Annotated in this window: 15 protein-coding genes; 5 read left to right on the top strand and 10 right to left on the bottom strand. The window is 73.8% G+C overall.

Annotated elements, in window-relative coordinates; translation table 11 throughout:
• The first annotated feature begins 83 nt into the window (after positions 1–83).
• Genes AQJ11_RS31955 through AQJ11_RS31965 form a run of 3 tightly spaced genes read left to right on the top strand, consistent with a single transcriptional unit; the run spans position 84 to position 2,206 of the window.
• A complete protein-coding gene (locus AQJ11_RS31955) occupies positions 84–1,004 on the top strand; it encodes an ATP-binding cassette domain-containing protein (RefSeq protein WP_059265485.1) in 921 nt (306 codons plus the stop codon).
• Between the two features lie 2 nt (positions 1,005–1,006).
• Positions 1,007–1,717, top strand: coding sequence for an ABC transporter permease (locus tag AQJ11_RS31960; RefSeq protein WP_059265486.1), 711 nt, complete (start codon positions 1,007–1,009; stop codon positions 1,715–1,717).
• Positions 1,718–1,762: 45 nt separating this feature from the next.
• The gene (locus AQJ11_RS31965; RefSeq protein ID WP_059265487.1) at positions 1,763–2,206 is read left to right on the top strand and encodes a hypothetical protein; all 444 of its coding nucleotides are present in this window, start codon (positions 1,763–1,765) and stop codon (positions 2,204–2,206) included.
• Here AQJ11_RS31965 and mug read toward each other — a convergent pair.
• From mug to AQJ11_RS32000, 8 genes are all read right to left on the bottom strand, one after another.
• Complete coding sequence (mug, locus tag AQJ11_RS31970) at positions 2,167–2,697, bottom strand: G/U mismatch-specific DNA glycosylase (RefSeq protein WP_079082488.1); 531 nt, start codon at positions 2,695–2,697, stop codon at positions 2,167–2,169. The genes AQJ11_RS31965 and mug overlap by 40 nt on opposite strands.
• 80 nt (positions 2,698–2,777) lie before the next feature.
• Positions 2,778–4,220: an adenylosuccinate lyase gene (purB, locus tag AQJ11_RS31975; protein WP_059265488.1), complete on the bottom strand. Its 1,443-nt coding sequence runs from the start codon at positions 4,218–4,220 to the stop codon at positions 2,778–2,780.
• Between the two features lie 59 nt (positions 4,221–4,279).
• Positions 4,280–4,435 carry a hypothetical protein gene (locus AQJ11_RS50020; protein WP_167360885.1) on the bottom strand — a complete coding sequence of 52 codons (156 nt, stop codon included), beginning with the start codon at positions 4,433–4,435 and terminating at the stop codon, positions 4,280–4,282.
• 10 nt (positions 4,436–4,445) lie between these two features.
• Positions 4,446–5,234 (bottom strand): SGNH/GDSL hydrolase family protein, encoded by a 789-nt coding sequence (locus tag AQJ11_RS31980; RefSeq protein WP_014671304.1) that lies wholly within the window; start codon positions 5,232–5,234, stop codon positions 4,446–4,448.
• Between the two features lie 135 nt (positions 5,235–5,369).
• A complete protein-coding gene (locus AQJ11_RS31985; RefSeq protein ID WP_014671303.1) occupies positions 5,370–6,389 on the bottom strand; it encodes a hemolysin family protein in 1,020 nt (339 codons plus the stop codon).
• Positions 6,386–7,819: a hemolysin family protein gene (locus tag AQJ11_RS31990; RefSeq protein ID WP_059265489.1), complete on the bottom strand. Its 1,434-nt coding sequence runs from the start codon at positions 7,817–7,819 to the stop codon at positions 6,386–6,388. Before AQJ11_RS31990 ends, AQJ11_RS31985 begins: the two co-directional genes overlap by 4 nt.
• A 152-nt stretch (positions 7,820–7,971) precedes the next feature.
• Complete coding sequence (locus AQJ11_RS31995) at positions 7,972–8,397, bottom strand: GNAT family N-acetyltransferase (RefSeq protein WP_059265490.1); 426 nt, start codon at positions 8,395–8,397, stop codon at positions 7,972–7,974.
• A 45-nt stretch (positions 8,398–8,442) separates the two neighbouring features.
• Positions 8,443–9,330 carry an LLM class F420-dependent oxidoreductase gene (locus AQJ11_RS32000; RefSeq protein WP_059265491.1) on the bottom strand — a complete coding sequence of 296 codons (888 nt, stop codon included), beginning with the start codon at positions 9,328–9,330 and terminating at the stop codon, positions 8,443–8,445.
• Between the two features lie 183 nt (positions 9,331–9,513).
• Here AQJ11_RS32000 and AQJ11_RS32005 point away from each other — a divergent pair, with 183 nt between their 5' ends.
• The gene (locus AQJ11_RS32005) at positions 9,514–9,756 is read left to right on the top strand and encodes a hypothetical protein (RefSeq protein ID WP_059265492.1); all 243 of its coding nucleotides are present in this window, start codon (positions 9,514–9,516) and stop codon (positions 9,754–9,756) included.
• Between the two features lie 4 nt (positions 9,757–9,760).
• Positions 9,761–10,135, top strand: a complete 375-nt coding sequence (locus AQJ11_RS32010; protein ID WP_059265571.1) for a hypothetical protein — start codon at positions 9,761–9,763, stop codon at positions 10,133–10,135.
• Here the strand turns inward: AQJ11_RS32010 and AQJ11_RS32015 are convergent, their stop codons facing one another.
• Both AQJ11_RS32015 and bioD read right to left on the bottom strand, forming a co-directional pair.
• Positions 10,136–10,828 (bottom strand): class I SAM-dependent methyltransferase, encoded by a 693-nt coding sequence (locus AQJ11_RS32015; RefSeq protein WP_059265493.1) that lies wholly within the window; start codon positions 10,826–10,828, stop codon positions 10,136–10,138. It abuts the gene before it with no gap.
• Positions 10,829–11,046: 218 nt separating this feature from the next.
• A complete protein-coding gene (gene bioD / locus AQJ11_RS32020) occupies positions 11,047–11,763 on the bottom strand; it encodes a dethiobiotin synthase (RefSeq protein ID WP_014671295.1) in 717 nt (238 codons plus the stop codon).
• Position 11,764: the final 1 nt, after the last annotated feature.

Genomic DNA, 11,764 nt, shown 5'->3' on the forward strand with positions numbered 1-11,764 from the left:
GACAACGGACCTCCCCCGCACGGGGGAGACGGTCCCCACCGGCGGGGGAGGAGCCGACCGCCGTTCCCGGCGAGGCTGTTGCCATGACCAGCATCGACGTACGAGACCTCACCAAGGACCACGGCGGCCGGCGCGCCGTCGACCACCTCACCTTCTCCGTGCGCCCCGGCCGGGTCACCGGCTTCCTCGGCCCCAACGGCGCCGGCAAGTCCACCACCCTGCGCCTCGTCCTCGGCCTCGACCGGCCCACCGCCGGCACCGCCACGATCGGCGGCCACCCCTACCCGCGGCTCAGTGAACCCCTGCGCCGGGTGGGCGCCCTGCTCGACGCGGGCGCCGCGCACGGCTCCCGCACCGCCCGCGACCATCTGCTGGCCCTCGCCGCGAGCAACCGCATCCCGGCCCGCCGGGTCGACGTGGTCCTGGAGGAGACCGGGCTGGCCCCCGTGGCACGGCGCAGGGTACGGACGTACTCCCTCGGCATGCGCCAGCGGCTCGGCATCGCCGCCGCCCTGCTCGGCGACCCCGAGGTCGTCCTGCTCGACGAACCCGCCAACGGCCTCGACCCCGAGGGCATCGTCTGGATCCGCACACTGCTGCGCCGGCTCGCCGCCGAGGGCCGAACGGTCCTGGTCTCCAGCCATCTCATGGGCGAGACCGCCGCCTTCGCCGACCACCTGCTGATCCTCGGCCGGGGCCGCCTGCTCGCCGACACACCGGTGCGGGAGTTCATCCACGCGCGCGTACGGCCCCACGTCCGCGTCCGCACCACCGACCCCGCAGCCCTCGCCGACCTCCTCGCCCGGCACGGCCACGACGCCTCCAGGGACGAGGACGGGACCTGGACGGTACGGCACGCGCGCGTGGACGACCTGGGACGGCTGATGTCCGAGGCGGGCGTCCCCGTCCTGGAACTCTCCGCCCACGAGGCCACCTTGGAGGAGGCCTACCTCGATCTGACCGCGGCCGAGGCCGAGTTCACCGCACAGCCCCAGGAGGCCTGACCATGTCCTTCGTACCCGCGCTCCACGCCGAGTGGATCAAGATCCGTACCCTGCGCTCCCTGCTGGGCGCGCTCGCCGCCGTCCTCGTCGCCACCGTCGCGTTCTCGGCGCTCGCCGCGGCCGGCACCGACGACGCCGATCCGCTGTTCTCGGTGTTCTTCGGCATCAACTTCGGGCAGATCGCCGCCATCGCCTTCGGTACGACGGCCGTCGCGTCGGAGTTCCGCGGCGGCGCGCTCCGGCTGACGCTGTCGGCGGTGCCCGACCGGGGACGCTGGTTCGCCGCGAAGACGACGGCGATCGCGCTGCCGGCGCTGGCCGTCGGGTTGCTCACCGGGTTCGTCACGCTCCTGGTGGGCCGGGCGGCGCTCGGCGGGTCCGCTCCCGGCTGGGTCGAGGGCGTGCGCGGCGCCGTCGGCTGCGGCCTGCACCTGACGCTGATGACCCTGTTCGCCGCCGGACTCGCGGCCGTGCTGCGCAGCGCCGTCGCGACCCTCTCCGTGCTGATCCCGTTCCTGCTGATCGTCTCCTTCGTCGTCGGCGATCTCTCCGGCGGTGCCGCCGACTTCCTCCCCGACCGGGCCGGCCAGGTCGCCCTGCACAGCACCTGGGACGGCGCCCTCGGCCCGTGGAGCGGGCTCGCGGTGACCGCGCTGTGGACGGCCTCGGCCCTGGTGGCGGGCGGGTGGAGCGTGCGGCGCAGGGACGCCTGACTGACGCACCGCCAATTGTCAGTGCCCCCCGCTTTACTGGATCCCATGGACATCGCGAAGTGCCTGACCCTCGTCGACCTGCTGTGCGCCCGGGAGTTCCCGTCGGCATACGGCAGGACGGAGCACGGCGAGAGCGGGCCCGGCTATCACATAGCCGCTTTACAGACGAGCGAGGAGTTCTGGGAGGGCGACGGCAGCGAACGGGAGGAGACGCAGGCGCAGTACGAGGCCGACCGGGACGGCCTCGCGGAGCGGCTCGGGGAGCGGTGGGGCCCACCGCAGCACATCAGCCTGTACAGCGTGCTCGACCGGACGATGGGGGGCGAGGACATCGCGGAGCCCTGGGCCGGGCTCAGCGGACACGTCCCCGACGTCCACCTGTGGCGGGTGCCGGAGACGGGCCGCTGGATCGCCCTCGGGGTGTCCCAGTGGGACAAGGAACTGCCGTTTCAGCTGCTCGGGATAGTGACGGAGACCGACCCGCCGTGACCGGGCGCGCCCGCCGCCTCCCGCAGCCGGGCGAACTCCTGTGCCATCGTCGCCGCCGTCCAGTGCGCGTTCAGCCCGCTGGGGTTGGGCAGCACCCACACCCGGGTGCCCCCGATCGTCCGCTCCTGCGGACCGACCCGGGCCGTGCGGTCACCGAAGGCGGCCCGGTACGCGGTCACACCGACCACGGCCAGCCACCCCGGCCGCAGCCGCGTCACCTTCTCGGTCAGCAGCCGCCCGCCCTCGACGTACTCCTCGGCGGTCAGCTCGTCGGCCCGCGCGGTCGCCCGCGCCACCACGTTGGTGATGCCGAGGCCGTACGAGAGCAACTCCCGCTGCTCGGCCGGCTTCAGCAGCCGGGGCGTGAAGCCGGACAGGTGCAGCACCGGCCAGAACCGGTTGCCGGGACGGGCGAAGTGGTGACCGGTCGCGGCCGTCATCAGCCCCGGGTTGATACCGCAGAACAGTACCCGGAGACCGTCCGCGACCACGTCAGGGACGAGACGGTCGCGGGCGGCCTCCAGCTCCGCCTTGGTGAAGCGCGGTGAGCGCGGTGTGCGGGGCGCGCCGGTCAGAGGATCGCTCCGGGGGTGTAGCCGGCGGCCTCGGGGTGCCGCTTGACGATCTCCTCGATCCGGCCGAGGACCACACCGACCTGGTCGGCGGCGGCGCCGGTGAACGAGAGCTTGTCGGCCATCAGCGCGGCCAGCTGCGCGCGGTCGAGCGGCAGCCGCTCGTCGGCGGCGAGCTTGTCGAGCAGGTCGTTGCGCTCGGCGCCCTGCTCACGCATCGCGAGCGCGGTGGCCACGGCGTTCTCCTTGATCGCCTCGTGCGCGACCTCGCGGCCGACCCCGGCGCGCACAGCGCCCATGAGCACCTTGGTGGTGGCCAGGAACGGCAGGTAGCGGTCCAGCTCACGGGCGATGACGGCCGGGAAGGCACCGAACTCGTCGAGGACGGTCAGGAAGGTCTCCAGCAGGCCGTCCAGGGCGAAGAAGGCGTCCGGCAGCGCGACGCGGCGCACCACCGAGCAGGACACGTCGCCCTCGTTCCACTGGTCGCCCGCCAGCTCGCCGGTCATCGAGGCGTAGCCGCGCAGGATGACCATGAGGCCGTTGACGCGCTCGCAGGAGCGGGTGTTCATCTTGTGCGGCATCGCCGAGGAGCCGACCTGGCCCGGCTTGAAGCCCTCGGTGACCAGCTCGTGCCCGGCCATCAGCCGGATCGTCTTGGCCAGCGAGGAGGGCCCCGCCGCCAGCTGCACCAGCGCGGTGACGACCTCGTAGTCCAGCGAGCGCGGGTAGACCTGGCCGACGGAGGTGAACGCCTGCGAGAAGCCCAGGTGCCGTGCGATCCGGTTCTCCAGCTCGGCCAGCTTCGCCGCGTCCCCGCCCAGCAGGTCCAGCATGTCCTGCGCGGTGCCGACCGGGCCCTTGATGCCGCGCAGCGGGTAGCGGGCCAGCAGCTCCTCCACCCGGCCGAAGGCGACGAACAGCTCGTCGGCGGCGGTCGCGAACCGCTTGCCGAGGGTGGTGGCCTGCGCGGCCACGTTGTGCGAGCGGCCGGCCATGACCAGCTCGGCGTACTCGCCCGCGAGCTTGCCGAGACGCGCCAGCACGGCCACCGTACGGTCGCGCATCAGCTCCAGCGAGAGCCGGACCTGGAGCTGCTCGACGTTCTCCGTGAGGTCGCGGGAGGTCATGCCCTTGTGCACGTGCTCGTGCCCGGCGAGGGCGTTGAACTCCTCGATCCGCGCCTTCACGTCGTGCCGGGTGACCTTCTCGCGCTCGGCGATCGAGGCCAGGTCGACGGTGTCGAGCACGCGCTCGTAGTCGGCGATCGCCTCGTCGGGCACCTCGATGCCGAGGTCCTTCTGGGCCCGCAGCACGGCGAGCCAGAGCTGACGCTCCAGCTTCACCTTCTGCTCGGGGGACCAGAGCGTGGCGAGCTCGGCGGAGGCGTAGCGTCCGGCGAGGACGTTCGGGATGCGGGGTTTGGCGGGCGCAGAAGTCACGTGTCCAGAGTCTACTGGCGGTTCGTGCAGGCCAGCGCCATGGGTGGGTTCGGCGGAAGCTACGAGACCCAGGTCACCTCGCCGGTGCCGGCCCGTGTGCCGTCCCGGTTCCTTTCCGGGGAGCGGCCGACGCGGACCGCGTCGGCGGGCGCGTGTTCCGGCCGGGGACCGAGCGCCTGGATCCGGCCCCGGACACCGACGACAGACGAGGTCATGCCGGGGAGGCTACGCCTGGCCCTCGTACGGCAGCAGCTCCGCCCGCTTCGGCGGGAGGCCGTCGCCCGAGGAGCGGCCGGTCAGGCGCCGGCCTATCCACGGCAGCAGGTGCTGCCGGGCGAACCGGACGTCCGCGACCCGGCGCGTGACCCAGCCCGGCGGGGCCGTCGCCGCCATCGGCACGTGCCACTCGGTGTCCTCGGCGTCGTACCCGAGCGTCTGCCACACCGCCTCGGCGACCCGGCGGTGTCCCTCCGCCGTCAGATGCAGCCGGTCCACGTCCCACAGCCGCGGGTCGGCCAGCGCGGGCGCCCCGTACAGGTCGACCACCAGGGCGCCGTGCTTCTCGGCCAGCTCGTCCACGCAGGCGAACAGCTCCTCCATGCGCGGCCGGAACCGCTCCAGCACCGGGCCCTGGCGGCCGGGGCTGCGCATCAGCACCAGCTGCTTGCAGGACGGCGCCAGCCGTTCCACGGCCTCGGTGAGCAGGCCCCGGACCCGGCCCATGTCGCACTTGGGGCGCAGGGTGTCGTTCAGCCCGCCGACCAGGGTGACGACGTCGGCGTTCATGGCCGCGGCCACCGGCACCTGCTCGTCGACGATCTGCCCGATCAGCTTCCCGCGCACGGCCAGGTTGGCGTACCGGAACCCGGGCGTGCGGGCGGCCAACCGCGCGGCGAGCACGTCGGCCCAGCCGCGGTAGGAGCCGTCGGGCAGCAGATCCGACATGCCCTCGGTGAAGGAGTCGCCGACCGCGACGAGGCTGGTGTACGGCGGAGGTGTGGGGTTCGTCTGCATGGCGACAGAGATGGTATCCCGAGGCCAATACCTGCCGGTCGGTCGGCCCGCCCCGCCCGAACCGCCCAGCGGCCTCGGGCAGCCGCGGCACCGGCGCGCCCCGGGCCACCGCGGCCGACCCGCGTCAGCGCCCCCTCACCCCTGCACCGGCTGGCCGAACAGTTCCCGGAGGACGTCCTCCATCGTCACCAGGCCCGCCAGCCGGCCGTCCTCGCCCAGGACGGCCGCCAGGTGGGTGCGGCTGCCGCGCATCGCGGTGAGGACGTCGTCCAGCGGGGTGCTCTCGCGGACGCGGGCGATGGGCCGCATGTCGCCCAGGCGGAACGCCAGGTCTCGCGGCGAGGCGTCCAGCGCGTCCTTGACGTGCAGGTAGCCCACGATCCGGCGGCCGGTGTCGACCACCGGGAAGCGGGAGAACCCCGACTCGGCCGACAGCCGCTCCAACTGCTCCGGCGTGACGCCCACGCGCGCGTAGACGACGCGTTGCAGCGGTACGACCACGTCCCGCACCGGCCGGCTGCCCAGCTCCAGCGCGTCGTGCAACCGCTCCTGCGCCCGGTCGTCGATCAGGCCGGCCTCGCTGGCGTCCTTGACGATCTCGGCCAGCTCGGCGTCCGTGAAGGTCGCCGCGACCTCGTCCTTCGCCTCCACGCGCAGCAGTTTCAGCAGCCCGTTCGCGAAGGCGTTGATCGCGAAGATCACCGGACGCAGCGTCCGGGACAGCGCGACCAGCGGCGGGCCGAGCAGCAGCGCGCTGCGCACCGGTTCGGCGAGTGCGATGTTCTTGGGCACCATCTCGCCCAGCAGCATGTGCAGATAGGTCGCGAGGGTCAGCGCGATCACGAAGGACACGGCGTGACCCGCGCTCGCGGGCACGCCCACCGCGTGGAACACCGGTTCCAGCAGATGCGCGATGGCCGGCTCGGCGACCACGCCCAGGACCAGCGTGCACAGCGTGATGCCGAGCTGGGCGGCGGCCAGCAGCGCGGACACGTGCTCCAGACCCCACAGCACGCTCCGCGCGCGCCGGTCGCCCTCCTGGGCCAGCGGCTCGATCTGCGAGCGGCGCACGGAGATCAGCGCGAACTCGGCGCCGACGAAGAAGGCGTTGACGACGAGGGTCGCCAGACCGATCAGCAGCTGTACGGCGGTCATCGCGTCCCCTCCCGCGTCCCGCGGTGCCCCTCGGTCCCACGGCGTCCTTCGTTCCCGCGTCGCTCCTCGGTTCCGCGGCGTCCCCCGGCGCGCTCGGTCCGGTCGGGTCCGACGGGGCGTTCGTCGTCCAGCGGCGCGTGCATCAGCACGCGGGCGGCCCGGCGGCCCGAGGCGTCGACGACGTCCAGCAGCCAGCCGGCCACCTCGACGCTGTCCCCGGCGGCGGGTATCCGGCCCAGCTCTGTGGCGACCAGTCCGGCCAGGGTCTCGTACGGACCCTCGGGCACGCGCAGTCCCACGCGCGCGAGCTGGTCGGTGCGGGCGGCGCCGTCCGCCGCGTACAGGGCCCGGCCCCGCTCGTCCGCGCCGGCGGGGGCGAGGTCGGGCGTCTCGTGCGGGTCGTGCTCGTCCCGCACCTCGCCGACGACCTCCTCCACGATGTCCTCCAGGGTGGCGACCCCGGCCGTACCGCCGTACTCGTCGATGACGACGGCCATGGTGCGCTTGCCGCCGAGCCGGTCCAGCAGCCGGTCGACGGTCAGGGACTCGGGCACCAGCAGCGGCTCGCGCATCACCTGGGCGACGGTGCGGTGGCGCCGCTGGTCGGCGGGGACGGCCAGCACGTCCTTGATGTGGGCGATGCCGACGACCGAGTCCAGGCTGCCCCGGTACACCGGGAACCGGCTCAGGCCGGTCGCCCGGGTGGCGTTGGCCACGTCCTCGCAGGTCGCCTGGGTGTCCAGGGCGATGACCTGGACGCGCGGGGTCATCACGTTCTCGGCGGTGAGGCCGGCCAGGTTCAGCGTCCGGACGAACAGCTCGGCGGTGTCCGCCTCCAGGGCGCCCTCCTTGGCGGAGTGCCGGGCGAGAGCGGCCAGCTCCTGCGGCCCGCGCGCGGAGGCCAGCTCTTCGGCGGGCTCGATGCCGAGCCGGCGCACGAAGCGGTTGGCGGTGTTGTTCAGGTGGGTGATGAAGGGACGGAAGGCGGCGCTGAACAGGCGCTGGGCATTGCCGACCCGCCTGGCCATGGTCAGGGGCGAGGAGATCGCCCAGTTCTTGGGCACCAGCTCGCCGACGACCATCAGGACCACCGTCGACAGGGCCGTGCCCAGCACCAGCGCGGCCGAGCTCGCCGTGGTCCGTGACAGACCCATCGCCTGGAACGGCCCGGCGAGCAGCTTGGCGACCGACGGCTCGGCGAGCATGCCGACCACCAGGTTGGTGACGGTGATGCCGAGCTGCGCGCCGGACAGCTGGAAGGTGAGGTTCCGTACGGCCTTCAGGGCGCCGGCGGCACCCCGCTCGCCACGCGCGGCGGCCCGCTCCAGCTCGCCGCGTTCCACCGTGGTCAGCGAGAACTCCGCCGCCACGAAGGCCCCGCAGGCCAGCGACAGCAGGATCGCCACCAGAAGGAGGAGCACTTCGGTCATCGGGTCACCCCCGTCCCAGGATCGGACAGGGTTCGAAAGAACGCGCGGTATCGCGGACTGGGAGGCTCGCCCATGGGCGGACGCTCACAACCTTTCATAGAGGGCCGAGTGCTCCCTCAAGCGTAAAGGATGGGCAAAGAAGCCTTTCGGTCTCAGTCCGTGAGCGGCTTCACCCAGCGCCGCCAGTGCTCCTCCGGCCCGTACCCGGCCGCACCCCAGGCGTGCTGCGCGGTCGCGTTGCGGACCAGCACCATCGCGTCCGCGCGCCGCCCACCGAGCCGTACGAACCGCTCCTCGGCGGCGGCCAGCAGCGCCGAGGCGATGCCCTGCCGCCGCCGCTCCGGGTGCACCGCGAGCCGGTACAGATGGCACCGCCAGCCGTCGAAGCCGGCGATCACCGTGCCGACCAGCTCGCCGTCCTGTTCGGCGAGGATCAGGGCCTCCGGGTCGCGGTCGGTCAGCCGCTCCACCCCGGCGCGGTCGTCGCTGATGCTGGTGCCCTCGGCGGCCGTCCTCCAGAACGCGAGGACGGCGTCGAGATCGTCGGACCCGGCGGTGCGCAGACGCAGATCAGTCATGCGCTCATCATGATCGGGACCGTCCGCGCACCGCCCCGGATTCCGTCATGCGGACTCCGCGCGCAGCCGCTGCATCACCGGCGCGAACGCCTCCATGAAGGGCTCCAGCACGGTCAGGTACGAGAACCCGAACCGCTCCCGCTGGGCCCGCGCCTTCGCCACGACCTCCTCCAGAGGGCCGACCAGCACGAGGGGCAGCGCCAGTACCTGGTCCAGGGTCAGGTCGGGCCGCCGCTCCAGCAGCGGCCCCAGCACCGGCTCGGGGTCGTCGGTGACGGCCACGGCCTGGACCAGCAGGTTCAGCTCGGCGGGCGTTGCCCGGTCCGCCGCCAGCGCGCGGTAGCGGGCCACCCGCTCGTCCAGTTCCTCGGCACCCAGCGGATCCAGCGTGCCGGGCGTCCTGCCCGGCCGGGCCCCGGTGAAGGCCGCGATGTCCGCGTGGGCGGCGGTCAGGCGCAGCATCCGGTCGCCGTTGGCGCCGATCAGCACCGGCACCCGGGACTGCGCGGGCCGCGGCTCGTGTTCCGCGGAACCGAGCAGCCGCCCCAGCTCCGCCACCGTGCGCTCCAGGTGGTCCACCCGCTCGCGCGGGGAGCCGTACGGCAGCCCGGCCGCCTCGTGCTCCGCCTGTACGTACCCGGTGCCGAGGCCGAGTTCGAGCCGGCCGCCGGTCAGCGTGTCGGTGGTCGCCACCTCCCGGGCCAGCAGCGCCGGGTTCCAGAAGCCCGCGTTGAGCACGAACGTGCCGAGTCGCGGCCGTTCCGTCGCCTGTGCCGCCGCGACCAGCGCCGGGAAGGGCGCGACCATGCCGAGGTGGTCCGGGACGAGGATCACGTCGTACCCCAGCTCCTCGGCGCGGCGGCACTTGGCGCGCCACTCGTCGGCGGGCGCGGAGGCGAGCAGGTTGACTCCGAAGCGGAACGGACGCGGCATGAACTCTCCCAGGGCAGCGCTGACTTGAGTCGCTTCCATCATGTCCGACCCCGGCCCCCCGCCGATCGGAAACACCCCGGGCCCCGGACCGGTCGCGCGCGGCGGCCCGCGGGAGGCGCGGGCCCGGCGCCGTGCCTCCGTGCGCCCTTGCCGCCGCTAGCGTTCCGGCGCTAGCGTCGAGGCATGGCGAAGACCCAGCTGAACGTGCGCGTGGACGAGGGCACCGCCCGTGCCGCCCGCGAGCGCGCCCTGGCCCGCGGCATGAGCGTCAACCGCTACATCGAGGAGCTGGTCAGACAGGACACCGGCGAGGCGGGCCGCACCTTCGTCGAGGCCGCCGCCGACTTCATGAAGCAGTACGAGTCCGTGTTCGCCGAGGAGTTCACCGAGACCCGCGGCTCGGACGCCGGTGAAGGCCGCCGCTGATCCCTTGAACGGTCTCAGCATCGACCTCGCCTGGCTGCTCATGCTCGCCGAACAGAAGACCCCGGGGGATCCGCAGGTCACCGACTGGGGCGCCCTGGTCGCCGCCGTCGCCCGGCACCGGGCCGAGATATTCGGCGTGCCCGTGTACGACACCCCGCACGCCCGCGCCGCCTCCCTGCTCCAGCTGCTCATCCACGTCCCGGCGCTGGAACGGGCCAACGCGCTGTTCGCCTCGGCGGTCGCCTACGCCTATCTGGTCGCCAGCGGCGAGAAGGTCGCCACCACGCCCGAGCAGGTCCGGGACCTGGCACGACTGGTCAAGGACGGCTCCGCGAGCGTCGACGACATCGCGCGGGAGCTGCGCGGCTGGAGCCTGTGATCAGCGGACCTCCGGTTCGTCCGGCCGCCAGGCGACGCCGAGCGCGCAGTAGGAGGTCGGCAGCGTGGGGCCCTTCTCCGGCAGCAGTACCCGTCGGTGCGGGCCGAGGCGGAACCCCGCGGCGCGCAGCGCGGCGACCGGCTCCCGGGAGAGATGGCAGCCGCCGTTCAGCACCGGCCACAGGGTGCGGTCCAGGGCCTGCTGGGTCGCCGTCATCAGCCGGCCGCCGCCCCGCCCGTGCTCGAAGAACCGCACCTCGCCGCCGGGCCGGAGCACCCGTCGTACCTCTCCGAGCGTCCGCGCGACATCCCGCACGCTGCACAGGACCAGCGACAGTACGGCCGCGTCGAACGCCTCGCTCTTGACCGGCAGGGCCTCCGCCGCTCCCGGCACCACGTCGACCGGCACCTCGGCGCGCAGCGCGGACTCCAGTGCCATCTGCCTGAGCAGGGGTTCCGGTTCGATCGCGACGACCTCCGCGACGGTGCCGGGGTAGTGCCGGAAGTTCAGCCCGTTGCCCGCGCCGATCTCGATCACCCGCCCGGCCATCCCGGCGAGCAGCCGTTCCCGTATCGCGGCCATGCCGAGCCGGGACTCCGCGCCGACGCTGATCCGGGCGTAGTAACGGGCGAACAGCGGATGGTGGACGGGACCCCGCGCCACCTGGCCGGAACGGGTGGACAGCAGCCGCATGGCAACCTCCCTGGACAGCACGCCCCTGGGAAGAGTGTCCCCCGGCCCGCCCCGGCGCACCCACGGAGCAGCCCGCGGCACGGCCGGCCGGGCACCGGGCCGGCTACCGCGTCGTTCGTGTCACCGCGGGCAGGCCCCGCGCCCGACGCGGCGCCGATCGGCCGCCGCCGGTAAGCCGGCCGGGTCACCTGGGCGCCGCCGCCGGCGGCCCGGTACCGCTACGGTGCCTCGCGCACCCGGAACGCCTCCGCGTCCCAGGTGCCGTCCAGGCGGGGGGACAGCCAGGTCGGGGCCGCTGCGCGGAACTCGGTGGGGGACAGGGCGCCGGCGCCGGCGGGCAGCGCGCCGAGCAGGGGGGCGGCGGCGACCTCCGGCAGGTCGGCGACGTTGCAGCGGGTGGCGAGATCGGGCGCGGCGGGCCAGCTGCCGATCACCACACCGGCCGGCTCCAGGCCCCGCCGCCGTAGTTCGCGTGCCGTCAGCTCCGTCACGTTGAGCGTGCCGAGCCCGGCCTGGGCGACGACCAGCACCGGCGCCCCCAGCAGCTTGGCCGCGTCGGCCAGCGTGCCGCCGGCCGCGTCGAACCGCACGAGCAGCCCGCCCGCTCCCTCGACCAGCACCAGATCGTGCTCGGTGGCCAGCTTGGCGGCCCGCTCGGCCACCTCGTGCGGATGCACCGGCGCCATCCCGGCCCGCCGGGCCGCGGTACCCGGCGCCAACGGCTCGGGGAATCGGGCGAGTTCACCGGCCGTGACCGGCCCGGCGAGGCGCGCGACCTCGTCGGCGTCCCCGCGCTCGTCCGGCCCCACCCCCGTCTGGGCGGCCTTCAGCACGGCCACCGAACGTCCGGCCGCGAGCGCCGCGGCGGCGACGGCGGCGGTGGTGACGGTCTTGCCGATCTCCGTGCCCGTCCCCGTGATCACCAGTACCGGCATG

It is taken from the genome of Streptomyces corchorusii, assembly GCF_001514055.1.
In the GTDB taxonomy this organism is placed as follows: domain Bacteria; phylum Actinomycetota; class Actinomycetes; order Streptomycetales; family Streptomycetaceae; genus Streptomyces; species Streptomyces olivaceoviridis.

Coding starts and splice junctions, on each gene's coding strand:
- AQJ11_RS31955 (WP_059265485.1), top strand. CDS start 84: ATGACCAGCATCGACGTACGAGACCTCACCAAGGACCACGGCGGCCGG.
- AQJ11_RS31960 (WP_059265486.1), top strand. CDS start 1,007: ATGTCCTTCGTACCCGCGCTCCACGCCGAGTGGATCAAGATCCGTACC.
- AQJ11_RS31965 (WP_059265487.1), top strand. CDS start 1,763: ATGGACATCGCGAAGTGCCTGACCCTCGTCGACCTGCTGTGCGCCCGG.
- AQJ11_RS50020 (WP_167360885.1), bottom strand. CDS start 4,435: ATGACCTCGTCTGTCGTCGGTGTCCGGGGCCGGATCCAGGCGCTCGGT.
- AQJ11_RS31980 (WP_014671304.1), bottom strand. CDS start 5,234: ATGCAGACGAACCCCACACCTCCGCCGTACACCAGCCTCGTCGCGGTC.
- AQJ11_RS31985 (WP_014671303.1), bottom strand. CDS start 6,389: ATGACCGCCGTACAGCTGCTGATCGGTCTGGCGACCCTCGTCGTCAAC.
- AQJ11_RS31990 (WP_059265489.1), bottom strand. CDS start 7,819: ATGACCGAAGTGCTCCTCCTTCTGGTGGCGATCCTGCTGTCGCTGGCC.
- AQJ11_RS31995 (WP_059265490.1), bottom strand. CDS start 8,397: ATGACTGATCTGCGTCTGCGCACCGCCGGGTCCGACGATCTCGACGCC.
- AQJ11_RS32000 (WP_059265491.1), bottom strand. CDS start 9,330: ATGCCGCGTCCGTTCCGCTTCGGAGTCAACCTGCTCGCCTCCGCGCCC.
- AQJ11_RS32005 (WP_059265492.1), top strand. CDS start 9,514: ATGGCGAAGACCCAGCTGAACGTGCGCGTGGACGAGGGCACCGCCCGT.
- AQJ11_RS32015 (WP_059265493.1), bottom strand. CDS start 10,828: ATGCGGCTGCTGTCCACCCGTTCCGGCCAGGTGGCGCGGGGTCCCGTC.
- bioD (WP_014671295.1), bottom strand. CDS start 11,763: ATGCCGGTACTGGTGATCACGGGGACGGGCACGGAGATCGGCAAGACC.